This window comes from Rhizobium sp. P1_B8, from assembly GCF_056406515.1.
Genome location: NZ_JBFTZZ010000033.1, coordinates 19,301 through 42,037 on the forward strand (window position 1 = coordinate 19,301; position 22,737 = coordinate 42,037).

Here is a 22,737-nt window from a genome sequence, read left to right on the forward strand (position 1 = left end):
AATCACTCATATACGTATATCACGGAAAGCTTACGCAATTCAAAAAGGCGCAGCACGACTCGAAACGCGATTTGATCGCCGTTCATAGGGGAAATCGAGGTGGGACAGGTTCGGAAAATCCGTCACACCCTGTCTCGAATGCGTCACATTGCACAGCTGTACAATATGGCGTGATCTTGCCTTTCGTTCAATGGCGAGATTTAGTGATCCACTATGATCTGGTGAATGTCGTCCTCATGCGTCTTCCATCGCTCAATGCCATCCGCGCCTTCGAGGCCGTCTGCCGTCATGGCAGCATTCTGAAGGCTGCCGAAGAGCTGAATGTGGTGCGCGGCGCCGTACGCCAGCAGATCGCCACGCTGGAGAATCACTTCGGCCGCAAGCTCTTCATACGTGACGGCCGCAGGCTCGTCCCGACCCTGCAGGCCCGGGCTTTTGCCGAAGCTTCGGGTGCGGCTTTCGACATCCTGCAGCGTGCTGCTTTTGAGCTCGACGGGACTGCGGCGAACCGCATCCGTCTCGGCGTGCCCTCCGCCTTCGCAGTCTGGTGGCTGATGCCGCGTGTCGCAGCGATGCAGGCAAGTCTCGGCGACACGGCGGTCGACATCGTGCCGATGACCATCGTCGAACCGTTGCAGATGCACCCAGAATTGGACGCTGTGATCATGGGCGGCGAATATCGTCCTGCCGCGGGCATCACCGCCCTGCGATTCATGGAGGACGAGTTCGGCCCGGTCGCCACGCCTTCGCTTGCCGCGACACTATCGCGCGACCCGGTGGCGATGGGCGCGCTGACGATGCTCGCCAGCCGCAGCGTTCCGATGCTCTGGGACGAATGGTTTGCCGAAAGCGGCACGCCGCCGGTCGTCTTTTCCCGCGCCCAAGAATTCGAGGATCTGCTGCTGGCCCTGGCTGCCGCCCGCTCCGGGCTGGGCATCGCACTTGCCCCGCGTGCCTCGATCGAGGACGATCTCAAGCGCGGGCATCTGGTCGCGCCCTACGGCTTCATTTCCAGGCCATCGGGTTACAGCTTCTGCTGCCGCATGCCGGATGCGAAACGGCCAGCCTTCGCGGCCCTGTCCGGTTGGCTGCTTCGTTGCGGGACACCGGCCTGAAAGAGCAGATTTTCTGCCCCTTCGCCAGAATTACTTCCATATCGGCCGCCTCGTCGCTCCGCTAAAGCAATTCCAGCAAAAGTGTGCAGCGGTTTTGCGTCCGGAAATGCGCAAACCCCAGAAACCGCACGAACACGGAATTGGGAAGAGAGATGATGGAAAAGAGCGCAACCCGCATCGACTGGATCGGCAACAGCTGCCGGCTGCTCAAGGCGACGGCCGCCGAATTCGAGCGGACGCGTCCTTTCGAGGGCCTGTCGATCGGCACCGGCATTCATCTGGAGCCGAAGACGGTGGCGCTGCTGACGACGCTTCGCGCCGGCGGCGCGCGTCTTGTCTGCACGGGCAATCTCAACAGCACCCAGCCTTCGACAGTCGAGTTCCTGCGCTCGCAGGGCATCACGGTTTTCGCGACGCAGACGACGGATCCGGCCGCTCACCATCAGAACCTCGAAGCGGTCATTGCCGAAAAGCCGGATCTGCTCCTCGACAATGGCGGTGATCTCTTCGCCATCGCGGCGGAAAAACCCTACGCCAATCTCCGCGGCGGCACCGAGGAGACCACCTCGGGCCGTACGCGCCTGCTGCCGCTGCGCGCGCGGCTGAACATGCCGATCCTCGTCATCAACGACAGCCCGATCAAGCAGTTCGCCGAAAACAGGCATGCCGTCGGCCAGAGTCTGTTCGAAAGTTATCTGCGCTTCACCAATCGCTCCACCAACGGCAAACGCGTGACGGTGTTCGGCTACGGTGCCTGCGGCAAGGGCACGGCCACCTGTTTCCGCAATGGCTTTTCCACCGTCGGTGTCGTCGATATCGATCCGGTGACGACGCTCGAAGCCCATCTCGATGGTTTCGTCACGCCGCTGCGCGACGCGGCGATCCGCTCGGCCGATATCATCGTCACCGTCACAGGTTTTGCCGGTATCGTGACGGCAGCCGACCTGCCGCTCGTCAAGGACGGCGCGATCCTGATGAATGGCGGCCATTTCCCGCATGAGATCGATGTCGAAGCCTTCCGCCGCCATCCCGATGTCACCGGCATCGACCGCTACGAGGCCGACCATATCGAGACCTTCCATCTGAGCGACGGCCGCTCCTTCCATGTGCTGGGTGGCGGCCACATGGCCAATCTCGCCGGCCCGCGGCCGCTCGGCAATACCGTCGAGTCGATGGATCTCGGCTTCACCCTTCAGGCCCGCTGTCTGGAACGTATCGCCAAGGGCGAAGCCGGTCCCCAATCTTGCCTCGTGCCTGTGCCCGCTGATATCGATGCCCTGGTGGCGAACGCCTATCTCGATTTGGCGCGCTAATTCCGCCGACGGATTAAGGTCAGTCGATCTCGACGACGAGCTTCCCGTCTGCCTGCCGGTCTTCGATCAGCCGATGCGCCTCATCTGTATCGGCAAGGGTGAAGCGGCGCGGGTCGAGCTTCGGCATCACCTTGCCGGCTTCGACGAGCTTCGTCATCTCCCGCATGATCTCACCATGATGGGCGCGTCCTTCGGCGGTCAGAAGCGGCAGCAGCGTGAAGACGCCGGAATAAGTGGCGGCCTTGAAGGACAGCGGCGCCAGCGCATGGCTTCCCCAGCCAAGGCAGCTCACGACATGGCCGAACTGGCTGACGGCTCGGAATGCCGTATCGAGCCCCTGGCCGCCGACCGTATCGTAGACCAGATCGAAACCCTTGCCGCCGGTGTGTCTTGCGACGTAACCATCCACCGTTTCCGCGCCACGATCGATCGGTGTTGCGCCAAGGCCGGCGAGATAATCCGCTTTCGAAGCGCCGTCGACCACATAGACCTCGGCTCCGGCAGCCTTGGCGATCTGCGCGACGATATGGCCGACACCGCCGCCGCCAATCACGAGAACCCTCTGGCCGGCCTTGACCCCGGCGCGGTCGACAAGTCCCTCCCAGGCGGTAATTGAGATCAGCGGCAGGGCGGCTGCCTCGCGCATCGACAGATTCTGCGGCTTTGGTGCCAGCAGCGCGGCGTCGACGGCTGCAAATTCGGCAAGCGATCCCTGAATGCCGCCGACCCCGCCGGTCATGCCGTAGACCGCGTCGCCGCGGCGGAAACCGCTGACGCCAGTTCCGATCTCTTCGACAACACCGGCCATATCGATGCCGACAATGGCGGGAAGCGGATGGCGGGCATGAGCCGCATTGCCGGCCCGGATCTTGAGATCGAGCGGATTGACGCCGCTTGCCTTAATGCGCACCAGAACCTGGCCTTCGCCGGGCACCGGCTTTGCAATATCGGCGATGCGCAATGGCGAATTCGGCATTTCGGCCAGCAGCGCTTTCATCATTGATTGTACAGACATGGCGGTCTCCTTCGTTCGCATCGTGGCGTCCGTAGGGCGCCCGCAACAAGTTGTTCCGGAAGTAAGATGGTTCATTGAAACGCGAATGAAAATGAAAGATAACGACTGAAGCCCATGCATTTTTGTTTGACGGATGCGAGCGATGGAATGGAGCGACCTCAAGCTGTTTCTGGCCATCGCCCGGTTCGGCACGCTGGGGGCAGCAGCCCGCAGCCTCGGGCTGACGCAGCCGACGATGGGCAGGCGGCTGCGTGTCCTTGAAGCCTCTCTCGGCCAGACGCTTTTTCAGCGCACGGCCGATGGCTTCGTGCTGACCGACGAAGGCACAGCGGTGTTCGCCGGCGCTGAACGCATCGAGGAGGAGGCGCTCGCCATGGAGCGCGTCCTTGCCGGCGGCAGCCGTCAGCTCGATGGATTTCTCAGGCTATCCTCATCCGACTGGTTCGGCGCGCATGTGCTTTCGCCGGTGCTGGCGGAATTCTCACAAGTCCATCCGAAGGTAGAGATCGAATTGCTGACCGACAGCCGGCTTCTCAACCTGTCGCGACGCGAAGCCGACCTCGTATTCCGCATCCGACCTTTCACGGAAGCGGAGATCATATCGCGCAAGCTCATCCATATCGAATACGGCCTTTACATCAGACGCGGCGCGCAGCACCCCGAAGCCGGCGACGGCACGGGCGCCCGCCTCATCACCATGGACGAGGCTTTTGGCGACATGCCGGATGTCGGCTGGCTGCAACGCCTGTTGCCGCGGGCCGACATCGTCATGCGCAGCAACAGCCGCGACGTGCAGGCGGCGCTCTGTGCCAATGGAGCCGGGCTCGCCGTCCTGCCGCGGCCGCTCGGCGATTCGCATGCCGCCATCGAACTGGTCGATCTCGGTGAACCGCCACCCGGCCGCGACACCTGGGTCGGCTATCACCGCGACATGAAGCGCCTGGCGCGACTGCGCGCCCTGCTGGATCTCGTCATCGAGAGATTGGCGCGCTGAACCGGCGCTGCCATCAGCGCTCCCAATAGGGGACGGGGCCGTAAAGCTCTGCCAGATAGTCGATGAACAGCCGCACCTTGGCCGGCAGGAACTGCCGGCTGGGATAGACGGCCGACAGCGCGACATTGTGCGAGCCCTCATAGGCCGGCAGCACCTGCACCAGCCGGCCTGCCTTGAGCTCTTCGCCGATATCCCAGGTGGAGCGCAGCGCGATCCCGAGGCCGGCGATGACAGCCTCGCGGATCACCTCGCTGGAATTGGTGATCAGCATGCCTTCCGGCCTGAGACTCAGCGCCCCGTCCGGCCCGTTCAGCCGCCAGGTGTCGTTATTGTGGGCCGGCAGGCAGCGGTGGTGTTTCAGCTCGTCGATATGCTTCGGCTCGCCATGCGCTGCAAGGTAGTTCGGCGAGGCGCAGAGCAGCCGGCGTACCGGCGCCAGACGGCGGGCGACGAGGCTCGAATCGGTGAGTTCGGCGATGCGGATCGCCAGATCGAAGCCGCCGCCGACGATGTCGCTGAATTCGTCGGTCAGCACCAGGTTGATCGCAAGCTCCGGATGCGCCTCCATGAAATCTTTCAGATGCGGCGCGATATGCATGCGCCCGAAGGAGGTCGGGGCCGAGATCTTCAGCGTGCCGTGCATCTGCGCCGAGCGGCCGGAAATGTAGAATTCTGCCTCCTCCAGCCCGGCGAGAATGCCGAGAACGCGGTCGTAGAAGCCCTGTCCGGCTTCCGTCAGCGAAATTTGCCGCGTCGTGCGCTGCAGAAGCCGGGTGCCCAGCCGATCCTCCAGCCGCTTGATTCGTTTGGAGACGACGGCTGGGGAAAAGCCGAGCGCGCGGCCGGCGAGCGACATGCTTCCCGTTGAAACGACCTTGGCAAAGATTTCGAGATCACCCAGATTGGTCATAAGGTTTTGTGACTTTTTCCCCTTTTGGCATAAGTGCTTAGCATTTGCGCCACTTTCGGGAAAGTGCTAAGCCGGTCTATCGGCGGCAGGGAGGTTCGCGGCCGGTTTCCGCTGTCATCTTCCCGCTGCCATTCCCCCTCGTCAGGGCCAGGGAGAGCGCCATGTCCGACGCCATTTCGTTTCTCAGCCCCCGCGCCGACGTGCTGGCGCGCCGAGCCCAGATCGTTGCCGATCTGACCGATCTTCTGCCGCCGGAATGCCTGGTGCATGAGGCGCGCGAGCTGGTACCGTTCGAGACCGACGCCTTTGTGTCCTATCGTCGCCTGCCGCTCGCCGTTGCCCTGCCGCGCACCACGGCTGAGGTTTCGGCCGTCATGCGTTATTGCCATCGCTACGGCATTCCCGTCGTGCCGCGCGGCGCCGGCACCTCGCTCTCCGGCGGCGCCATCCCGCAGGAGGATGCCGTCGTGCTCGGCCTGTCGAAGATGAACAGCATCCTCGAAATCGATCTGCCGAACCGCGTCGCCGTGGTCCAGGCCGGCGTGACCAATCTCAATATCTCCGAATCCGTCTCCGCGGACGGCTTTTTCTATGCGCCTGATCCGAGTTCGCAGCTTGCCTGCACCATCGGCGGCAATATCGGCATGAATTCCGGCGGCGCTCACTGTCTGAAATATGGCGTCACCACCAACAATCTGCTCGGCGTCAGGATGGTGCTGGTCGACGGCACGGTGATCGAGCTTGGCGGCAAGGCGCTGGATGCGGCAGGCTACGATCTGCTCGGCCTCGTCTGCGGCCATGAAGGCCAGCTCGGCATCGTCACCGAGGCGACGGTGCGGTTGATCGCCAAGCCGGAAGGCGCGCGCCCCGTGCTCTTCGGCTTCGAGAACTCGGAAGAGGCCGGCGCCTGCGTTGCCGATGTCATTGCCGCTGGCATTATCCCGGTGGCGATCGAATTCATGGACAAGCCGGCGATCGAGATCTGCGAGGCCTTCGCCCATGCCGGATACCCCCTCGACGTCGGCGCGCTTTTGATCGTCGAGGTCGAGGGGTCGGAAGCGGAGATGGACGCGACGCTGAAGGACATCGTCGAGATCGCCCGGCGACACGCTGTGAAGACCGTGCGCGAATGCCAGTCGGCGACCGAGGCGGCATTGATCTGGAAGGGCCGCAAATCCGCCTTTGGCGCCACCGGCCGCATCGCCGACTATATCTGCATGGATGGCACCGTGCCGCTCAGCCAGCTCTCCCATGTGCTGAAGAGGACTGCCGAGATCGTCGATCATTACGGCCTGCGCGTCGCCAACGTCTTCCATGCCGGCGACGGCAATATGCACCCGCTGATCCTCTTCAACGCCAATGATCCCGAGGATGCCGCCCGTGCCGAGGCGGCCGGCAACGATATCCTTCGGCTCTGCGTCGACGCCGGCGGCTGCCTTACCGGCGAACATGGCGTCGGCATCGAGAAGCGCGACCTGATGCGCCACCAATATTCCGAGGCCGATCTCGTCCAGCAGATGGCGGCGCGTGCCGCCTTCGATCCCGGCTGGCTCCTCAATCCGTCGAAGGTCTTCCCGCTCGAAGGGCGCCCGGCCGCATGATCGATCTGATGCCGACGAGCGAGGAAGAGGCAGCAGTGATCGTCCGCGCCCATGCGGAGAGCGGCCGGCCGCTGGCGATCTGCGGCGGCGAGACCCGCTCGGGCTTCGGCAATGCCGTTGCCGCCGAGGACCGGCTGCGCTCAACCGGGCTTTTCGGCATCGTCGCCTATAATCCCGGCGAAATGGTCATGACTGTTCGATCCGGCACGCCACTTGCCGAGGTCGAGGCGGCACTTCAGGAGAGCGGCCAGATGCTCGCCTTCGAGCCGATGGATCATCGCCCTGTTATGGGCACATCCGGCGAGCCGACCATCGGCGGCGTCTTCGCCGCCAATGTCTCCGGTCCGCGTCGGCTGATCGCGGGTGCTGCCCGCGACAGCCTGCTGGGGCTGCGCTTCGTCAACGGCAAGGGTGAGATCATCAAGGCCGGCGGCCGGGTGATGAAGAATGTCGCCGGCCTCGATCTCGTAAAGCTGGTCGCCGGCTCGCATGGCACGCTGGGTTTCCTCACCGAAGTCACCTTCCGTGTGCCGCCGCGCCCGAAGACGGAGCGGACGGTGGTGCTATCGGGCCTCAACGACGCCGAGGCGGCAAACGCCATGGCGGCGGCGATGGCCCTGCCGGTCGAAGTCTCGGGTGCCGCGCACCTGCCCTTGACGGTGACGTGGAAATTCCTCGCCGGCAAATTGCCCGAGGGCGAAGCGACCGCTTTGCGCATCGAAGGCCTGCCGGGCTCGGTCGACGTGCGCATCGAAAAGCTTGCGACGGCAATGTCGGCCTTCGCCACTGTCACGCGGCTGGAGCAGCCGGAAAGCCAGAAGCTCTGGCAGGAAATCCGTGACGTGCTGCCTTATGCCGACGGCACGGCGCGGCCGGTCTGGCGCGTCTCGGTCGCCCCCGGCACCGGCCATCAGCTGGTCGCAGCACTCCGCCTCGAAGCCGCCGTCGACGCCTTCTACGACTGGCAGGGTGGTCTCGTCTGGATGCGCATGGAGTCAGGCCCAGAAGCCGAACTGGTTCGTCGCTATATCAAGGCGCTCGGCGGCGGCCACGCGACGCTGATCCGTGCATCTGCTGAGGCGAGGGCGGTCACATCAGCCTTCCATCCCGAGCCCGAGGCGGTGGTGATGCTGTCACGGCGGGTGAAGGAAAAGTTCGATCCGGCCGGCATATTCAATCCGGGGAAGATGGGGTGAGGGACAAGATGGATCCGTGTCTGCCTATCTCCAGCAAAACCTCCAATACCCGTGGGGGATTCCGCTAGATGCAAACCAACTTCACCCTGACCCAGCTCCTCGATCCCGATGTCGCCGAATCCGAGCAGATCCTGCGCAAATGTGTCCATTGCGGTTTCTGCACCGCCACCTGTCCCACCTATGTGACGCTCGGCAATGAGCTCGACAGCCCGCGCGGCCGCATCTACCTGATCAAGGACATGCTGGAAAACGGCCGCCCCGCCGATACCGAGGTCGTCACCCATATCGACCGCTGTCTCTCCTGCCTTGCCTGCGTCACTACCTGTCCCTCCGGCGTCGATTACATGCATCTGGTCGATCACGCCCGCGCCCATATCGAAAAGACCTACAAGCGCCCGTTCATGAACCGGCTGACACGCGCCATCCTTGCCGCCGTGCTGCCCTATCCCGGCCGTTTCCGCCTGGCGCTCAATCTCGCCCGTCTCGGCCGGCCCTTCGCCGGCCTGATGCGCGGTGGCGCGCTGAAACCCTTCGCAGCCATGCTGGGACTTGCGCCGCGCCGCATCCCCGCCGCTTCGGACTTCGCAAAACCCGGCACGCACCGGCCCGAAACGGAACGGCGCGGCCGAGTGGCGATCCTTTCCGGCTGCGCCCAGCCGGTGCTCGATCCCGGCATCAACGCGGCGGCGATCCGGCTGTTGACGCGGCTCGGCGTCGAGGTCGTGGTGCCGGAAGGCGAGGTCTGTTGCGGCTCGCTGGTCCATCACATGGGCCGCGCCGAACAGGCGCTCGCCAGCGCGCGCGCCAATGTCGATATCTGGACGCGCGAGATCGAGGGGCAGGGCCTCGACGCGATCATCATCACCGCCTCGGGCTGCGGCACGACGATCAAGGACTACGGCCACATGCTGCGCCTCGACCCCGCCTATGCTGCAAAGGCGGCCAGGGTCTCGGCGCTCGCCAAGGACGTCACCGAATATCTCGCAACCCTCGACCTGCCGGCGCATATGCCGAACGGCGTCACGGTCGCCTATCATTCCGCCTGTTCCATGCAGCACGGGCAACGGATCACGCTTGCGCCGAAGCAATTGCTGAAAGCGGCGGGCTTTACTGTGCGCGATCCCGCCGAAGGCCATCTTTGCTGCGGCTCTGCCGGCACCTACAACATCATGCAGCCGGAGATCTCGGCTGCGCTGAAGGCACGCAAGGTCAAAAATATCGAGGCCACCAAGGCCGATGTCATCGCCACCGGCAATATCGGCTGCATCACCCAGATCGCCACCGGCACCGGCATGCCAATCCTGCACACGGTCGAACTGCTCGATTGGGCCTATGGCGGCGCTGTGCCGGAAAAATTAACAGGTTTGCCGTTAGGCTGAAGCTTGCGAAGGCCCGTCGGGCCGGTCTCGGGAGTTTAGACGATGTGGCGGGGAATGATTGTGCTTGCGGGACTGCTCGGTGCGGCAGGCACCGCCCATGCAAATAGCCGTTATTTCTGTTCCGCCGATGACAAGGAAGCACGCTTCACGCTCGAAAGCGGTTTCGAAAGCGATGCCGGCCACAAGCTGAACCATTTCCGCGGCGCGTTGATCGTCAAGGATGAGGCCCAATCGACAGTATTCGGAAAGCGTGTTTTCGAATCGCAGCACCTGACCAACCACTGGTCGCGCGACGGCGAACTGCTTATGGAGGTCTTTGACGGCGGCGGCGACGATACCGACGGAGCAACGCTGGATCTGGTGGTCGTCGCCGGTGAGCGCGGCAAGCCGTCGGCAAATTTCAGCGGCACCTATTCCCTGACGATCGAAGGCGGTGAAAAACCCTATGCCGTCGAGGGCAAGGTCAGCTGCGGCACGAAATAGCACCGCAGCCGAAATTTATTTACCAGTGGAACGATACGCCGACGTTGACGGCATTCGTGAAGATGTTGGTCTTCAGGTCAACGCCGCTGTCGATCGGAACGTCGATGCGCGAATAGGTGCCCTTGTATTCGACGAAGGTCGACCAGCGCTCGGTCACCTTGAAGTCGACGCCGGCCTGGGCCTGCAGCGTCACGCCGCCGAATTCATAAGCCCAGGTCTTGCCCTCGGGGCGAATCACTTCGACATGCGGAATGTTCACGCCGATACCGGCGCCGAGATAGGGGGTCCAGCGGCGGGTCGGATCCTGGAAGCGGTAGAGACCGTTCACCGTGATCAGGTTCAGGCCGTCGGTGAATTCGAAATGCGACCAGCCGGTCTTGGCCAGCGTATCGTCGTCGGCATAGACCTTGTCATGGGTATAATCGAGCGAGATACCCCAGTTCGGCTTGTTGAAGTTCTCGAGCCACCAGGTGACGCGGCCGCCGTAATAAGGCGGGCTGCCGAAGGACTTGCCTTCCCAGCCGGCGGTGAAGTGCGTGCCGTCGGAAAGATCGACGCCGCTGTGCGGCGCGGTCTGGTAGCCGCCGTAGATTGAGAATTGCAGATCTTCCGCCGAGGCGGAAACTGCCGAACAGATTGTGAAAAACGCGATGCCCGCAAGTACGGAAGCGGAGGAACGCAGCGCATATGTCATTGAATAGCCCCGATATTGCAAATGTGTCGACTCTTAGGCAGGTTTGCCAGCTTTCGGCCTGAAAGTCTAAGCAAAATAAAAGGCGCGTCAAAAAGCGCCTTTCGTTTTTTTGAAAGTGTTGCTCAGCCGCCAAACATCGTGCGCAGCACGTCGATGCCCCGGTCCTCAAACGCCACATTGCCCTGCCGGTTGCCGGGGCCGATGACGATCACCTTGGTGCCGACAGGCGCGCGGTCGTAGAGATGCGTCACATCCTCGTTCATCATCCGGATGCAGCCGGAAGACATGTTGAGGCCGATCGTCCAGGGCTGATTGGTGCCGTGAATACGGAAGATCGTGTCGCGGCCACCCTGGTAGAGATACATGGCGCGGGCGCCGAGCGGATTGTCCTCGCCGCCTTCCTGGAAAGCAGGAATCATGTGTCCTTTGGCGGCTTCGCGGCGGCGCATCTCTGCCGGCGGCGTCCAAGCGGGCCATTCAGCCTTGCGGCCGATCTTGACCACCCCCGACCAGCCGAAGCCGTCGCGGCCGACGCCGATGCCATAGCGGGTGGCGCGGTTGTTGCCCTCGACGAGGTAGAGATATTTGTTGTTGGTATCGATGATGACGGTGCCGGCGGCTTCCGTCGTTACCAGGCGCACTTTTTTGCGCTTGAACTGCGGCTTCACGTATTTCGGCATCTGCGCCACGCGCACGATCTGCGCCGGGCGTCGTGCATTGTCGGACGCGGAGCCTGCGGGTGCAGCAAAGGCGGACGTAGACATCAAGGACAGGACAAGTCCGGCAGCAGCCAGACCCGGCATTAGTTTGATCATTATCGATTCCCCTCAAGCAAATCCGCCCGAAGCTACATGAACTTCTGCCCGATTCAAGATCGGCGTGGCCGGATACAGCAATTTTGGAGAAGGGGAGCCGGATGTTCTTGCGGCCCCTGCTGCATAATTGATCCTCAAATCGGAATCGACTTAAGGAAAAATTATGCAGCAATTTAAAGGGTCACAGCGCCCTTTGCGGCTCTCGAAAAGACGCGCGGCGCTGTAAGTATTGCGCTGCCGTTACATGACGATGACGCGGGTTCCCACACTGACGCGGTCGTAGAGGTCGATGACGTCTTCGTTGCGCAGGCGAATGCAGCCGGAGGAGACGGCGCTGCCGATCGACCAGGGCGCGTTGGTGCCGTGGATGCGGTAAAGCGTCGAGCCGAGATACATGGCGCGCGCGCCGAGCGGGTTTTCCGCGCCGCCGTCCATGCGCGCCGGCAGGTAATGACCCTTGGCGGCTTCGCGGCTGATCATCTCGGAAGGCGGCGTCCAGTCCGGCCATTCGGTCTTGCGGGTGATCTTGTGGGCGCCCGCCCATTCGAAGCCCGGCTTGCCGACGCCGACGCCATAGCGGCGCGCCTTGCCGCCTTGCATCACCAGATAGAGGAAGCGGTTGTTGGTATCGATGACGATCGTGCCCGGCTTTTCCTGCGTGTCGTAGTCGACCATCTGCGGCAGGTATTGCGGTTCGATCGGATGGCGGATCGACGGGATGCCGGGATTGATCGCCGAAACGGTCTGCGGTGCGGCCTGCGGCGCCTGGCGCAGCACGCGACGCTGGAAAAGGCCGCGCTGCTGCTGGCGGACGACCGGCCGCTGATAGACGACGGGACGAACGGTGCCGCCGCCCAGCTGGTTGATCCAGGGCGCGGTCAGATCGGGGCTGAGCACGACGGGCGGGCGAGTGGCGTAGCGGTCGTCTGCAAGGGCGGCCGTGGAGAAAATGCCGAAGAGGGCTGCGGCAAGAACAAGCTGTTTCATCATCGGACGAACTCTCTACAAATGACCGAAAATGCGCTGGCGGGACATGTCCGCCCGGGCGGAGATGTTCCGCCCGGCAAAGACGCTGCCACCCAATCCGCCAGCGAATGGTAAAGATCGATTCATGAAAAGCCGACCGTTGGGATAAACTTTTCGTCAGGGTTACCGTTCGGTTTGGAAAGACGGTTTGCAAATGGTAAAGGCGGAAAAGACCGGAGAACGAAGCGGACCGCCGCAGAATGAAGGATCATGAGCGCGACAGGCATCATCATCGGCGAGGACGGCAGGAGTCGTTGCCACTGGCACGCCAATCTGCCCGATTATCTGCGGTATCATGACGAGGAATGGGGCCGCCCTGTCACCGATGACATCCGCCTCTTCGAGAAGATCTGCCTGGAAGGTTTCCAGTCCGGCCTTTCCTGGCTGACGATCCTGCGCAAGCGGGAGAATTTCCGCGCCGCCTTCGCAGGTTTCGATTTCCACAAGGTCGCCCTCTTCGGCGAAGGGGATGTCGCTCGCTGCCTTGCCGATGCCGGCATCATCCGCCATCGCGGCAAGATCGTCTCGACCATCAACAATGCCAAGCGTGCGATCGAGCTTAGGGACGAATTCGGCTCGCTCGCCCATTATTTCTGGCGCTACGAACCCGGCCATAACGAGCGGCCGGCGGTGGTCGACCGCGAGCATATTGTTGCCAATCCGACGACGCCGACATCCGTGGTCATTTCGAAGGATTTGAAGAAACGCGGCTGGACCTTTGTCGGCCCGACCACAGTTTATGCTTTCATGCAGGCGATGGGTCTCGTCAACGATCATCTGGAAGGTTGCTTCTGCCGGCCCGAGGTCGAGGCGATGCGCACCGCTCTGGTCCGCCCATGAAAGATCTATCCGTGAGAACAATAATCGCCGCCGCTGCCCTTTTCCTCCTGACGGCCTCCGCCATGGCGCAGACGCCGCAGCTCGATCCCGGCGAGAAGCTGGAGAAGCTGCAGTTCCCGGCCGTCACCATGCAGTTGAAGGGCTGGACGAAGTTCGGCAATAGCCATGTCTATACGCTGCCGGTGCACGCCGGCCAGCATATGAGGATCAGTTTTTCCAGTAAGAGCAAATTTGCCTTCCTGGCGATTTTCGACCTGTCGAAACCGGATGACGAGGCCTTCTTCGGCACCGACGAGGACGGCATGAGCTTCGAGACAACGGTCAAGGAGAACGCCACCTGGCTGCTGCGCCCCTATTATTCCAAGGTCTCGCCGCGCCGTGGCCTCGGCGCTCCCTTCAGCATCCTGATCGAGCCGTTGGCGGCTGCCCCGCAGCAGCCGAAACCGGCCGCCGAGCCGGAGCGCCCGTCGCTGTTTCCAAAGGCGCCTGCCAAGCAGTGAGCCAAGAGCTACAAGCGCAACTTGGCAGCTTATGAGAGCCGGTCGATCAGGTCGCGCAATTCGCCGAGGTGGTCGATCTTGCGGAAACGCGGCGCCTCTTTCGGCTCGTCCACATGTTCGAGCACCCAGGTCAGTTCGTGCGGCACGAAAACGCCGTAGCTGCCGGCGGCGATTGCCGGCACGATGTCCGATTTCAGCGAATTGCCGACCATCATCGCCCGCTCCGGCCCGTCGCCGACCTTGGCGAAGATGCGGCGATAGGTGACGGCCGTCTTGTCGGAGACGATCTCGATGGCGTCGAAGAAGTCGCCGAGCCCGGATTGGGCAAGCTTGCGCTCCTGATCGAAGAGATCGCCCTTGGTGATCATCACGAGCAGGTATTTGCCGGCAAGCGCTTCCAGCGTGTCGCGCACATGCGGCATGGTTTCGACGGGATGAGAGAGGAGCTCGCGGCCGGTATCGAGGATCTTGGCGATCACGCCGGCCGGAATCTTGCCCTCGGTGATTTCGATCGCTGTCTCGATCATCGACAGCGTGAAACCCTTGATGCCGAAGCCGTAGTGGCGAAGGTTGCGCTTCTCGGCTTCCAGCAGCCGTTCGGAAATCTTCGGTCCTTCGGCGAAATCGGCAAGAAGCCCGGTGAAATGCGCTTCCGTCAGTCGGTAATATTGTTCGTTCTGCCAGAGTGTATCATCGGCATCGAAGCCGATCGTGGTCAGTGGTCGCGTCGCCATATGCGCACCCTAGAGCATGATGCCGAAAAGTGTGAGCGGTTTTCGGACGACATCATGCTCTCACTCTTTAACTTAGAACAGGATTCAGATTTTAGGCCGACCCGGCCTAAAATCATCCTGTTCTTAAAATATGGCCGGCAATCTATCGGATGCCTGTGTCGAGACAAGGGCATCCGCCTTTACAGCGCCGCGCGTCGGCGTTGAAAAGCGCCGCCGCCGCACTACATGAAAATCGCCTCACCTTGCAGCCAGCCACGGCTGTGCCTGTCATATGCAGGCCAATAATCAAAAAATGAAGTTCAGCAGTTCGCAAGCCCCTCTTGCGGCAGACACAAAGGAATATTTCGACCATGCGTTACAATCAACTCGGAAATACGGGACTTTTCGTCTCGGAAATCTGCCTGGGCACGATGACCTTCGGCGAAGCCAAACAAGGCAGTATGTGGGGCGCCATCGCCGACGTCGACCAGAATGCCGCCGACCGGATCGTCGAGCGCTCGCTTGCATCAGGCGTCAATTTCATCGACACGGCCGACGTCTATTCATCCGGCGAGTCCGAAAGGCTGCTCGGCCAGGCGCTGAAGAACCTCGACATCCCCCGCAAGGACGTCGTCATCGCCACCAAGGTCTACGGCGTCATGGGCGACAAGCCGAATGACCGTGGCGCCTCGCGCGGTCACATCATGGATTCCGTCGAGGCGAGCCTCAAACGCCTGCAGACCGATCATATCGACCTCTATCAGATCCACGCGACCGATACGGTGACGCCGATCGAGGAGACGCTGCGCGCTCTTGACGATCTCGTTTCCCGTGGTCTTGTGCGTTATATCGGCGTCTCCAACTGGCAGGCTTGGCGCATTTCCAAGGCGCTTGGCCTCTCCGAACGCCGCGGCTTTGCCCGTTTTGAAACCGTGCAGGCCTATTACTCCATCGCCGGCCGCGATCTCGAGCGTGACATCGTGCCGATGATACAGGAGGAAAAGCTCGGTCTGATGGTCTGGTCGCCGCTCGCCGGCGGTCTGCTCTCCGGCAAATACGGTCCCGGCGCGCCCGGCAACGGCGAAGGCCGCCGCGCCAGTTTCGACTTCCCGCCCGTCGACAAGGACAAGGCCTGGGCCTGCGTCGCCGTCATGCGCGAAGTCGCCGAAAAGCACGGCGTAAGCGTCGCCACCGTGGCGCTCGCCTATATCCTCGCCAAGCCCTTCGTCACCACAGTCATCATCGGCGCCAAGCGGGTCGATCAGCTCGACCAGAACCTTGCCGCCGTCAAGCTGAAGCTCGATGGTGACGATATGAAGAAGCTCGACGAGGTGAGCGCGCTTGCTCCGGAATATCCGGGCTGGATGCTGGCGCGACAGGGCGCCGGCCGCCGCCCGGCCGATTTCGAGCCGGAGGACTGACCTCGCCAACATAAGTCCTGGGGAACGCCGGACATTTCCGGCGTTCCCCATTTCATCAACGATCGATTATTTGCCGTAGGCTTTGAGCCAGGCGTTCATCTCGGTGATCTCGGCTTCCTGCGCCTTGATGACGGCTTCGGCGAGCTTGCGGATAGCGGGATCTTTTCCATATTGCAGCTCGATCCTGGCCATATCGATCGCGCCCTGATGGTGCGGGATCATGCCGCGGACGAAATCCGCATCGGCATCGCCGCTATACTCGATCATCATATCCTTGTGCATCTTAGCGTTGGCGTCGCTGAAGGCGTGGCTTGCCGCATCGTGGTTGCCCATCGGCTTGCTCATATCCATGGGCATGTCTTCGGCAAGGACAGGAGCGGCAATGATGGCGAGCATTGCAGTGAGGGCGATGATTTTCAAAGACATGAGAGTTCCTTCCTCTGTCTGACAATAGGTTTGCCGGGCAGCTGGGCCACCCGATTGGCATGGATTGCTGTGGTGTCAGGACAGTCGGGGAGGCGGCGACTGCGGTGTCGGTTTGTTGTCATCGAGGGCGCGGGCAAGCGCCGGGACGGGATAGCCGAAGATGGACTTTCCGCTGGCCATGACCATCACCGCCGGTGGCAGCAGCAGACAGGCGGCGCAAAGCGGCATATGCGCGGAATTACCGGTGGCGCACGGGTCTTTCAACGGATCGGCCTCATCAGCCCCCCCAGGCATATTCATGCCTGATATCTCATGGTGCATACTGCCGGTTTCGACGGCGACCGGTGCGTTCATCGACGCACATGTCGGACAGCCCGCCCATGCGGACATGGCGCTGTAGACCAGCCAGCCGAGAAACATCGTGATGAGGGCGAGCATGCGCATACTGTTTTATAGGCGAAGGCCGGGTGCAAGCCAAGCCGACCGGCGATCACATCCTGATCACTGCAGCGCCGCGCGTCTTTTCAGACGCGCAAAGGACGCTGTAGCACTTTCAATTAGCTAGCTTTTGCCGGTGGCGGCAAAACGCCATGCAGCAGGTCGGCCTCCTCATGTGTCTTGCCGTTGCGGTCGATGACGGCATAGGCGATATCGGTCACCAGGCAACTGCGGCAGGAAAGCCCGGAAAGCCCGGCCAGATGTGCCGCGATCAGCCTTTCCACCGTGTCTTCAGGCATTCGCCCGGCGTCAGCTTCACGGCGCCGTTTCACACCGCGACCGATCTGTGACAAGAGGTTGGCGGAAACCACTAGATCGAGATAGGGCACAGCGCGCAGGAAACCGAGCGGTTCGGGCTCGCGGCCGGCGGCAAGTTCATCGTAGCCGGAGAGATCGCGCTCGATCAGCCGGACATTGCGATAGCCCTTGCCCGACAGCCACAGGCGCACCGAGGCGAGATGAACGAGATCGACCAGCACGACGGTGTCGAAATCTCGCGCCAGCACCCTGATCGGTACATCGCGCAACAGACCGGAACCGAGCACGACGGCGGTCCGCTTCTGCCTGAGATCGGCGGTCGCCGCCAGGATTGCCTTCCGGCTCATCTCCTCATGTTCGGCCCAATCCCCGGCGCAGCGCCCGGCGCGCGACCAGAGATTGACGGAATAGCGGATGAACTTTCGATGCGGCTTGCCGGTCAGCGGCAAGGTTGCGGCATAGAGAAGCGCCTCAGTGATCATGAGCATATCCGCATTTCTGATGGATGCCTCTTCGTTGAATCGATTCTCGCAGCCACATCAAGACCCTTCGCCCTTGCCGCTCCCCGCCCAATCCGCTAGGAAACCGCCACTGTCACAGTCAGTGGAATTCCCGGAAATGAACGACAAGCAGAAGAAACCACAAAAGCTCAAGGCCCGCCTGCCGCGCGGCTTCGTCGACCGGACGGCCGGCGATATCCGCGCCGTCAACGAGATGACGGCAAAGATCAGGGGAGTCTATGAGCATTATGGTTTCGATCCGCTCGAAACGCCGCTGTTCGAATATACCGATGCGCTCGGCAAGTTCCTGCCTGACAGCGACCGGCCAAACGAGGGCGTGTTCTCGCTGCAGGACGATGACGAACAATGGATGTCGCTGCGTTACGACCTGACGGCGCCGCTCGCCCGTCATGTCGCCGAGAATTTCAACGAGATCCAGCTGCCCTACCGCACCTATCGCGCCGGTTACGTCTTCCGCAACGAGAAGCCCGGCCCCGGCCGCTTCCGTCAGTTCATGCAGTTCGATGCCGATACCGTCGGCGCGCCCGGCGTCCAGGCCGATGCCGAAATGTGCATGATGATGGCCGATACGCTGGAAGCCCTGGGCATCAAGCGCGGCGACTATGTCATCCGCGTCAATAACCGGAAGGTCCTGGACGGCGTGCTCGAGGCCATCGGTCTCGGCGGCGACGACAAGGCCGGCCAGCGGCTGAACGTGCTGCGCGCCATCGACAAGCTCGACAAGTTCGGCCCGGAAGGCGTGGCATTGCTGCTCGGCCCCGGCCGCAAGGATGAATCCGGCGACTTCACCAAGGGCGCCGGGCTTAACCAGGAGCAGATCGACAAGGTGCTGTTCTTCGTCGGCATCAAGGTCTATGCCGAAAGTGCCGCCCGCCTCTTCGAGCTCGTGGCGGGAACCTCCAGGGGTGGCGAAGGCGTCGAGGAGCTGAATTTCATCGCGGCACTCGTCACCAGCGCCGGCTATGGCCCTGACCGCATCAAGATCGACCCCTCCGTCGTCCGCGGCCTCGAATATTATACCGGCCCGGTCTATGAGGCCGAACTGAGCTTCGACGTCACCAACGAAAAGGGCGAAAAGGTCGTCTTCGGTTCGGTCGGCGGCGGCGGCCGTTATGATGGCCTCGTCTCGCGCTTCATGGGTCAGCCGGTTCCGGCGACAGGCTTTTCGATCGGCGTCTCCAGGCTGATGACGGCGCTGAAGAACCTCGGCAAGCTCGGCGCCAGTGAGATTATCGAGCCGGTGCTGGTGACCGTCATGGACGGCGATGTCGAGGCGATGGGCCGATATCAGAAGATGACGCAGGAACTGCGCGCCGCCGGCATCCGCGCCGAGATGTTCCAGGGCAATTGGAAGAAGTTCGGCAACCAGCTGAAATATGCCGATCGCCGCGGCTGCCCTGTCGCCATCATCCAGGGCGGCGACGAGCGCGCCGAAGGCGTCGTGCAGATTAAGGATCTGATCGAAGGCAAGCGGCTCTCCGGCGAGATCGAAGACAATGCCAGCTGGCGCGAAGCGCGCGTGGCGCAGGAGACGGCGCCGGAAGCCGACCTCGTCGCCAAGGTGCGTGAAATCCTTGCTGCGCAGGCCGAGGATCGGAAGAGGGCGGGCGGCAATGTCTGAGGCATTTCCGACACGCTCTTTGCCTATCGTTCGGAGGCCCGCATGCCTCTGATCAACCTCCCCGAATTCTCCAACGACCTGCTTGCCGAATTTGTCGCGCGCAATGCCGAGCGCATCGACACGCCTGTCATTCAGCCGGCCGAACCTTTCCTTGATATCGCCGGCGAGGATCTGCGCCGCCGCATCTTCATGACGGAGAGCGAAACCGGCGCCAGCCTCTGCCTGCGTCCCGAGTTCACCATCCCCGTCTGTCTGCGCCACATCGAGACGGCGACCGGCACGCCGAAGCGCTACGCCTACCTCGGCGAGGTTTTCCGCCAGCGTCGCGACGGCGCCAATGAATTCTATCAGGCCGGCATTGAGGATCTCGGCGATATCGACCTGTCAAACGCCGACGCCCGCGCCATCGGCGATGCCACCGGCATTCTCGCCCGCCTGCTGCCGGGCCGCCGCCTGGCGGTGACGCTGGGCGACCAGGCGGTGTTCGAGGCGGTCGTCCAGGCGCTCGGCCTGCCGCTCGGCTGGCAGAAGCGCCTCATCCACGCCTTCGGCAATATGACGCAATTGGAAGCGCTGCTTGCCAGCCTCGTCAGCCCGCAATTCGTCACCGGGTTGGACGACGATATTGCCAGGCTTGTCGCATCGGGCGACGAGCAGGCGCTGGTCGCCCATCTCGAGCGGGAGATGCAGAAGACCGGCTATTCGACGAATGCCGGCCGCTCGGCCCTGGAGATCGCCCGAAGGCTCAAGGAAAAGCTCATCCTGTCCGAAACGCGCCTCGACGACGCGGCCTTCCACGTGCTGGAAGAGTTTCTGTCGCTTGACGTGCCGCTCGTCAATGCGTCCGCGGCCCTTGCCGGTTTCGCCGATGCTGCCGGGCTGAAACTCGGCAACGCCCTCGCACGCTTCAATGGCCGGGTCGCAGCACTTTCCAATGCCGGTGTCGATCTTTCCTGCCTCGACTATCGCGCCGCCTTCGGACGCCCGCTCGATTATTACACCGGCCTCGTCTTCGAGGTGACGGTGGAAGGCTCGACCGCGGTTCTGGCCGGCGGCGGCCGCTTTGATCGGCTCCTGACTTTCCTCGGCGCAACGGACCGCATTCCGGCCGTCGGCTTCTCCTTCTGGCTCGACCGTATCGAAACCGAAAGGGCAGCCGCATGACCATCACCATCGCGCTTCCCTCCAAGGGCCGGATGAAGGAGGACGCTTCGGCGATCTTCGAACGTGCCGGCATGACGATCTCGGCGGTTGGCAACGATCGCTCCTACCGCGGCCGCGTCGAAGGCTGGGATGATGTGGAGATCGCCTTTCTCTCGGCTTCCGAAATCTCCCGTGAAATCGGCAACGGCACCGTCGATTTCGGTGTCACCGGCGAGGATCTGATGCGGGAAGGTTTTGCCGAGGTCGACAAGCGGGTCGAATTCTGCGCCCGGCTCGGCTTCGGCCATGCCGATGTCGTCGTTGCCGTGCCGGAGATCTGGCTCGATGTCGACACCATGGCCGATCTCGTCGATGTCGCCGCCGATTTCCGCGCCCGCCACTCCAGGCGCCTTGCCATCGCCACCAAATACTGGCGGCTGACCCAGCAGTTCTTTTCGAGCCAGCACGGCATCCAGCTTTATCGCATCGTCGAAAGCCTGGGCGCCACCGAGGGGGCCCCCGCGTCCGGCTCGGCCGATATCATCGTCGATATCACCTCCACCGGCTCGACGCTGCGCGCCAACCACCTGAAGGTGCTCCAGGACGGCGTCATCCTGCATTCGCAGGCCTGCCTCGTGCGCGCCCGCAAGGAAAGCCATGCCGGCGAACCCGCTGTGCAGGCGATCATCGAGGCAGTGCGCGCCGCCCTCTGAAATTAGCCGTTAAGACACAAGAAAAACCCGCCGTCGGATGACGGCGGGTTTCTCTGTTTCTGGGAGGATATAGCTGGTGTCAGGCCGCTGCGTAGGCACCACGGCGGGCGTCGAGCGAGTAGGCGCCTGCGCCATTGGTTGCGAGCATGATATAGGCGCCGGCGAGCGTGATGTTCTTCAGGAAGTTGACGAAGTTCAGGCCGTTGATCCAGCCGTTGGCCGCAGCCGGGAAATCCGGAACATTGACCGGCGCAAGGTGGAAGACGACGCCGGTGAAGACACAGAAGACGGCCAGCAGCCAGCCGACGATGCGGACCTGGAAGCCGACGAGCACGGCAATACCGGTTGCGAGTTCGAAGAGGCCGGCGAGATAGGTCAGCGCGGTGGAAGCCGGAAGGCCGGCACCGGCGATCATGCCGGCGGTCGCTGCCGGATCAGTTACCTTGCCGAAGCCGGCAAAGATGAACATGAAGGAAAGAAGAATACGGGCAATCAGGATAATGACGTTGTTCGACATGGACGTTGTCTCCGTTTCAATGACTCTGGAGATCTTGGTGCCCCGGCACCGGTTCGACCTCGGATGCCTCTATGTCGCTCTTTTCTTGCGTTGTGGAAAGATAAACGAAAGGGGACACTTCGTTCACTAATATGGAACGATCTCCTTGCCGTCTCCCGCTTGCCTTTGCCAAGCCCGGTCTTTTATGGTCGGCGCCCAACATGGAGAATCCGATGGCAGATCTTTCCGCATTTCCGATCACGACGCGCTGGCCGGCTAGAAATTCCGATATCATCCAGCTCTATTCCCTGCAGACGCCGAATGGGGTGAAGGTCTCCGTCGCCCTCGAAGAGCTCGCTCTCGCCTATGAGCCGCATTATATTTCCTTCGCCGCCAACGAGCAGAAGTCGCCGGAATTCGAATCTCTCAATCCGAACGGCCGCATTCCGGCGATCATCGATCCAAACGGTCCGGACGGGAAGCCGATCGGCCTTTTCGAATCCGGCGCCATCCTGCTTTATCTTGCGGAAAAAACCGGCAAGCTCATCCCTGCTGATGCTGCTGGCCGCTACGAAACCATCCAGTGGGTGTTTTTCCAGATGGCGGGTATCGGCCCGATGTTCGGCCAGTTCGGACATTTCCACAAATTCGCTGCCGACAAGGTCGCCAACAACGCCTACCCGGTGGAGCGCTATCGCGATGAATCCAAACGGTTGCTCGGCGTGCTCGAGGGCCGGCTGAAGGGTCGTCAGTGGATCATGGGCGATCAGTATACGATCGCCGACATCACCACCTTCACCTGGGTTCGCGGCGCCGATATCTTCTATGGCGGTCGCGAGGTGCTCGAATATGCGAAATTCCCCGCCGTCTCGGATTGGCTGGAGCGCTGCATCGCCCGTCCGGCAAGTGCCAGGGGCCTCAACATCCCGGTCAAGCCGGAGTAACCAACAGATCGCCGGAAAGTAGAAAGGCCGCCCTCGAAGACATCGGGAGCGGCCGTTGATTTTGCTCTTCCGGCCTATCGCCAACTCCCGCACAACTCCTTA

At 62.3% G+C, this 22,737-nt stretch carries 24 protein-coding genes; 14 read left to right on the forward strand and 10 right to left on the reverse strand.

The features are described from left to right. The first annotated feature begins 203 nt into the window (after positions 1–203). A complete protein-coding gene (locus AC1D2N_RS29455) occupies positions 204–1,115 on the forward strand; it encodes a LysR substrate-binding domain-containing protein (RefSeq protein WP_130728905.1) in 912 nt (303 codons plus the stop codon). A 155-nt stretch (positions 1,116–1,270) separates the two neighbouring features. After that, on the forward strand, positions 1,271–2,428 hold the full coding sequence (locus AC1D2N_RS29460) for an adenosylhomocysteinase (RefSeq protein WP_130651773.1): 1,158 nt from the start codon (positions 1,271–1,273) through the stop codon (positions 2,426–2,428). 19 nt (positions 2,429–2,447) lie between these two features. Here the strand turns inward: AC1D2N_RS29460 and AC1D2N_RS29465 are convergent, their stop codons facing one another. Further along, the gene (locus AC1D2N_RS29465; RefSeq protein ID WP_130651774.1) at positions 2,448–3,443 is read right to left on the reverse strand and encodes a zinc-dependent alcohol dehydrogenase family protein; all 996 of its coding nucleotides are present in this window, start codon (positions 3,441–3,443) and stop codon (positions 2,448–2,450) included. 142 nt (positions 3,444–3,585) lie between these two features. Between AC1D2N_RS29465 and AC1D2N_RS29470 the strand changes: the two genes are divergently transcribed. Next, the gene (locus AC1D2N_RS29470) at positions 3,586–4,437 is read left to right on the forward strand and encodes a LysR family transcriptional regulator (RefSeq protein WP_130651775.1); all 852 of its coding nucleotides are present in this window, start codon (positions 3,586–3,588) and stop codon (positions 4,435–4,437) included. A 13-nt stretch (positions 4,438–4,450) separates the two neighbouring features. Here AC1D2N_RS29470 and AC1D2N_RS29475 read toward each other — a convergent pair whose 3' ends face one another. Next, positions 4,451–5,347 carry a LysR family transcriptional regulator gene (locus AC1D2N_RS29475; RefSeq protein ID WP_018449401.1) on the reverse strand — a complete coding sequence of 299 codons (897 nt, stop codon included), beginning with the start codon at positions 5,345–5,347 and terminating at the stop codon, positions 4,451–4,453. A 161-nt stretch (positions 5,348–5,508) separates the two neighbouring features. Between AC1D2N_RS29475 and AC1D2N_RS29480 the strand changes: the two genes are divergently transcribed. The 4 genes from AC1D2N_RS29480 to AC1D2N_RS29495 all read left to right on the forward strand — a co-directional run bounded on the left by AC1D2N_RS29480 (position 5,509) and on the right by AC1D2N_RS29495 (position 10,006). Next, positions 5,509–6,948 (forward strand): FAD-linked oxidase C-terminal domain-containing protein, encoded by a 1,440-nt coding sequence (locus AC1D2N_RS29480; RefSeq protein ID WP_130651776.1) that lies wholly within the window; start codon positions 5,509–5,511, stop codon positions 6,946–6,948. Further along, positions 6,945–8,144, forward strand: a complete 1,200-nt coding sequence (glcE, locus tag AC1D2N_RS29485; protein ID WP_130651777.1) for a glycolate oxidase subunit GlcE — start codon at positions 6,945–6,947, stop codon at positions 8,142–8,144. Before AC1D2N_RS29480 ends, glcE begins: the two co-directional genes overlap by 4 nt. Positions 8,145–8,212: 68 nt before the next feature. Further along, positions 8,213–9,523, forward strand: coding sequence for a glycolate oxidase subunit GlcF (gene glcF, locus AC1D2N_RS29490; protein WP_130651778.1), 1,311 nt, complete (start codon positions 8,213–8,215; stop codon positions 9,521–9,523). 42 nt (positions 9,524–9,565) lie between these two features. Beyond that, on the forward strand, positions 9,566–10,006 hold the full coding sequence (locus tag AC1D2N_RS29495; protein ID WP_026231136.1) for a hypothetical protein: 441 nt from the start codon (positions 9,566–9,568) through the stop codon (positions 10,004–10,006). A 19-nt stretch (positions 10,007–10,025) separates the two neighbouring features. Here the strand turns inward: AC1D2N_RS29495 and AC1D2N_RS29500 are convergent, their stop codons facing one another. From AC1D2N_RS29500 to AC1D2N_RS29510, 3 genes are all read right to left on the reverse strand, one after another. Then, complete coding sequence (locus AC1D2N_RS29500; protein ID WP_018244954.1) at positions 10,026–10,700, reverse strand: outer membrane protein; 675 nt, start codon at positions 10,698–10,700, stop codon at positions 10,026–10,028. A 122-nt stretch (positions 10,701–10,822) separates the two neighbouring features. Next, on the reverse strand, positions 10,823–11,515 hold the full coding sequence (locus tag AC1D2N_RS29505) for a L,D-transpeptidase (protein ID WP_018244955.1): 693 nt from the start codon (positions 11,513–11,515) through the stop codon (positions 10,823–10,825). A 240-nt stretch (positions 11,516–11,755) separates the two neighbouring features. Further along, the gene (locus AC1D2N_RS29510; protein WP_018449395.1) at positions 11,756–12,505 is read right to left on the reverse strand and encodes a L,D-transpeptidase; all 750 of its coding nucleotides are present in this window, start codon (positions 12,503–12,505) and stop codon (positions 11,756–11,758) included. Between the two features lie 246 nt (positions 12,506–12,751). Between AC1D2N_RS29510 and AC1D2N_RS29515 the strand changes: the two genes are divergently transcribed. Continuing rightward, positions 12,752–13,381, forward strand: a complete 630-nt coding sequence (locus AC1D2N_RS29515; protein ID WP_130651779.1) for a DNA-3-methyladenine glycosylase I — start codon at positions 12,752–12,754, stop codon at positions 13,379–13,381. Further along, positions 13,378–13,881 (forward strand): hypothetical protein, encoded by a 504-nt coding sequence (locus tag AC1D2N_RS29520; protein WP_130651780.1) that lies wholly within the window; start codon positions 13,378–13,380, stop codon positions 13,879–13,881. Before AC1D2N_RS29515 ends, AC1D2N_RS29520 begins: the two co-directional genes overlap by 4 nt. A 29-nt stretch (positions 13,882–13,910) precedes the next feature. Here AC1D2N_RS29520 and AC1D2N_RS29525 read toward each other — a convergent pair whose 3' ends face one another. Further along, complete coding sequence (locus AC1D2N_RS29525; RefSeq protein WP_018244959.1) at positions 13,911–14,615, reverse strand: HAD family hydrolase; 705 nt, start codon at positions 14,613–14,615, stop codon at positions 13,911–13,913. A 350-nt stretch (positions 14,616–14,965) separates the two neighbouring features. Between AC1D2N_RS29525 and AC1D2N_RS29530 the strand changes: the two genes are divergently transcribed. Next, a complete protein-coding gene (locus AC1D2N_RS29530; protein ID WP_130651781.1) occupies positions 14,966–16,015 on the forward strand; it encodes an aldo/keto reductase in 1,050 nt (349 codons plus the stop codon). A 66-nt stretch (positions 16,016–16,081) separates the two neighbouring features. Here AC1D2N_RS29530 and copM read toward each other — a convergent pair whose 3' ends face one another. From copM to AC1D2N_RS29545, 3 genes are all read right to left on the reverse strand, one after another. Next, entirely contained in the window at positions 16,082–16,441 is a 360-nt protein-coding gene (gene copM, locus AC1D2N_RS29535) for a CopM family metallochaperone (RefSeq protein ID WP_130651782.1), read from the reverse strand. A 75-nt stretch (positions 16,442–16,516) separates the two neighbouring features. Next, entirely contained in the window at positions 16,517–16,885 is a 369-nt protein-coding gene (locus tag AC1D2N_RS29540) for a hypothetical protein (protein WP_130651783.1), read from the reverse strand. A gap of 113 nt (positions 16,886–16,998) precedes the next feature. Then, positions 16,999–17,685 carry a hypothetical protein gene (locus tag AC1D2N_RS29545; protein WP_477982527.1) on the reverse strand — a complete coding sequence of 229 codons (687 nt, stop codon included), beginning with the start codon at positions 17,683–17,685 and terminating at the stop codon, positions 16,999–17,001. Between the two features lie 130 nt (positions 17,686–17,815). Between AC1D2N_RS29545 and hisS the strand changes: the two genes are divergently transcribed. Genes hisS through hisG form a run of 3 tightly spaced genes read left to right on the forward strand, consistent with a single transcriptional unit; the run spans position 17,816 to position 21,195 of the window. After that, positions 17,816–19,339, forward strand: coding sequence for a histidine--tRNA ligase (gene hisS / locus AC1D2N_RS29550; RefSeq protein WP_130651785.1), 1,524 nt, complete (start codon positions 17,816–17,818; stop codon positions 19,337–19,339). Positions 19,340–19,381: 42 nt separating this feature from the next. After that, entirely contained in the window at positions 19,382–20,503 is a 1,122-nt protein-coding gene (locus AC1D2N_RS29555; protein WP_018244965.1) for an ATP phosphoribosyltransferase regulatory subunit, read from the forward strand. Next, positions 20,500–21,195 carry an ATP phosphoribosyltransferase gene (hisG, locus tag AC1D2N_RS29560; protein ID WP_003556816.1) on the forward strand — a complete coding sequence of 232 codons (696 nt, stop codon included), beginning with the start codon at positions 20,500–20,502 and terminating at the stop codon, positions 21,193–21,195. The genes AC1D2N_RS29555 and hisG overlap by 4 nt, the downstream gene beginning before the upstream one ends. Positions 21,196–21,274: 79 nt before the next feature. On the opposite strand, the gene AC1D2N_RS29565 is transcribed toward hisG, so the two are convergent. Beyond that, positions 21,275–21,712 (reverse strand): DoxX family protein, encoded by a 438-nt coding sequence (locus AC1D2N_RS29565; protein ID WP_018070161.1) that lies wholly within the window; start codon positions 21,710–21,712, stop codon positions 21,275–21,277. Between the two features lie 212 nt (positions 21,713–21,924). On the opposite strand from AC1D2N_RS29565, the gene AC1D2N_RS29570 reads away from it, so the two are divergent. After that, positions 21,925–22,635: a glutathione binding-like protein gene (locus tag AC1D2N_RS29570; protein WP_113542648.1), complete on the forward strand. Its 711-nt coding sequence runs from the start codon at positions 21,925–21,927 to the stop codon at positions 22,633–22,635. Positions 22,636–22,737: the final 102 nt, after the last annotated feature.

Excerpts from the sequence above, each read along its gene's own strand:
- AC1D2N_RS29475 (WP_018449401.1), bottom strand. The coding sequence starts at position 5,347 with ATGACCAATCTGGGTGATCTCGAAATCTTTGCCAAGGTCGTTTCAACG.
- glcF (WP_130651778.1), top strand. The coding sequence starts at position 8,213 with ATGCAAACCAACTTCACCCTGACCCAGCTCCTCGATCCCGATGTCGCC.
- AC1D2N_RS29545 (WP_477982527.1), bottom strand. The coding sequence starts at position 17,685 with ATGCTCATGATCACTGAGGCGCTTCTCTATGCCGCAACCTTGCCGCTG.
- AC1D2N_RS29510 (WP_018449395.1), bottom strand. The coding sequence starts at position 12,505 with ATGATGAAACAGCTTGTTCTTGCCGCAGCCCTCTTCGGCATTTTCTCC.
- AC1D2N_RS29480 (WP_130651776.1), top strand. The coding sequence starts at position 5,509 with ATGTCCGACGCCATTTCGTTTCTCAGCCCCCGCGCCGACGTGCTGGCG.
- AC1D2N_RS29500 (WP_018244954.1), bottom strand. The coding sequence starts at position 10,700 with ATGACATATGCGCTGCGTTCCTCCGCTTCCGTACTTGCGGGCATCGCG.
- AC1D2N_RS29540 (WP_130651783.1), bottom strand. The coding sequence starts at position 16,885 with ATGCGCATGCTCGCCCTCATCACGATGTTTCTCGGCTGGCTGGTCTAC.
- AC1D2N_RS29505 (WP_018244955.1), bottom strand. The coding sequence starts at position 11,515 with ATGATCAAACTAATGCCGGGTCTGGCTGCTGCCGGACTTGTCCTGTCC.
- AC1D2N_RS29555 (WP_018244965.1), top strand. The coding sequence starts at position 19,382 with ATGCCTCTGATCAACCTCCCCGAATTCTCCAACGACCTGCTTGCCGAA.
- AC1D2N_RS29460 (WP_130651773.1), top strand. The coding sequence starts at position 1,271 with ATGGAAAAGAGCGCAACCCGCATCGACTGGATCGGCAACAGCTGCCGG.
- AC1D2N_RS29525 (WP_018244959.1), bottom strand. The coding sequence starts at position 14,615 with ATGGCGACGCGACCACTGACCACGATCGGCTTCGATGCCGATGATACA.
- hisS (WP_130651785.1), top strand. The coding sequence starts at position 17,816 with ATGAACGACAAGCAGAAGAAACCACAAAAGCTCAAGGCCCGCCTGCCG.
- AC1D2N_RS29565 (WP_018070161.1), bottom strand. The coding sequence starts at position 21,712 with ATGTCGAACAACGTCATTATCCTGATTGCCCGTATTCTTCTTTCCTTC.
- AC1D2N_RS29465 (WP_130651774.1), bottom strand. The coding sequence starts at position 3,443 with ATGTCTGTACAATCAATGATGAAAGCGCTGCTGGCCGAAATGCCGAAT.
- AC1D2N_RS29570 (WP_113542648.1), top strand. The coding sequence starts at position 21,925 with ATGGCAGATCTTTCCGCATTTCCGATCACGACGCGCTGGCCGGCTAGA.
- AC1D2N_RS29495 (WP_026231136.1), top strand. The coding sequence starts at position 9,566 with ATGTGGCGGGGAATGATTGTGCTTGCGGGACTGCTCGGTGCGGCAGGC.
- glcE (WP_130651777.1), top strand. The coding sequence starts at position 6,945 with ATGATCGATCTGATGCCGACGAGCGAGGAAGAGGCAGCAGTGATCGTC.
- AC1D2N_RS29530 (WP_130651781.1), top strand. The coding sequence starts at position 14,966 with ATGCGTTACAATCAACTCGGAAATACGGGACTTTTCGTCTCGGAAATC.
- hisG (WP_003556816.1), top strand. The coding sequence starts at position 20,500 with ATGACCATCACCATCGCGCTTCCCTCCAAGGGCCGGATGAAGGAGGAC.
- AC1D2N_RS29515 (WP_130651779.1), top strand. The coding sequence starts at position 12,752 with ATGAGCGCGACAGGCATCATCATCGGCGAGGACGGCAGGAGTCGTTGC.
- AC1D2N_RS29470 (WP_130651775.1), top strand. The coding sequence starts at position 3,586 with ATGGAATGGAGCGACCTCAAGCTGTTTCTGGCCATCGCCCGGTTCGGC.
- copM (WP_130651782.1), bottom strand. The coding sequence starts at position 16,441 with ATGTCTTTGAAAATCATCGCCCTCACTGCAATGCTCGCCATCATTGCC.
- AC1D2N_RS29520 (WP_130651780.1), top strand. The coding sequence starts at position 13,378 with ATGAAAGATCTATCCGTGAGAACAATAATCGCCGCCGCTGCCCTTTTC.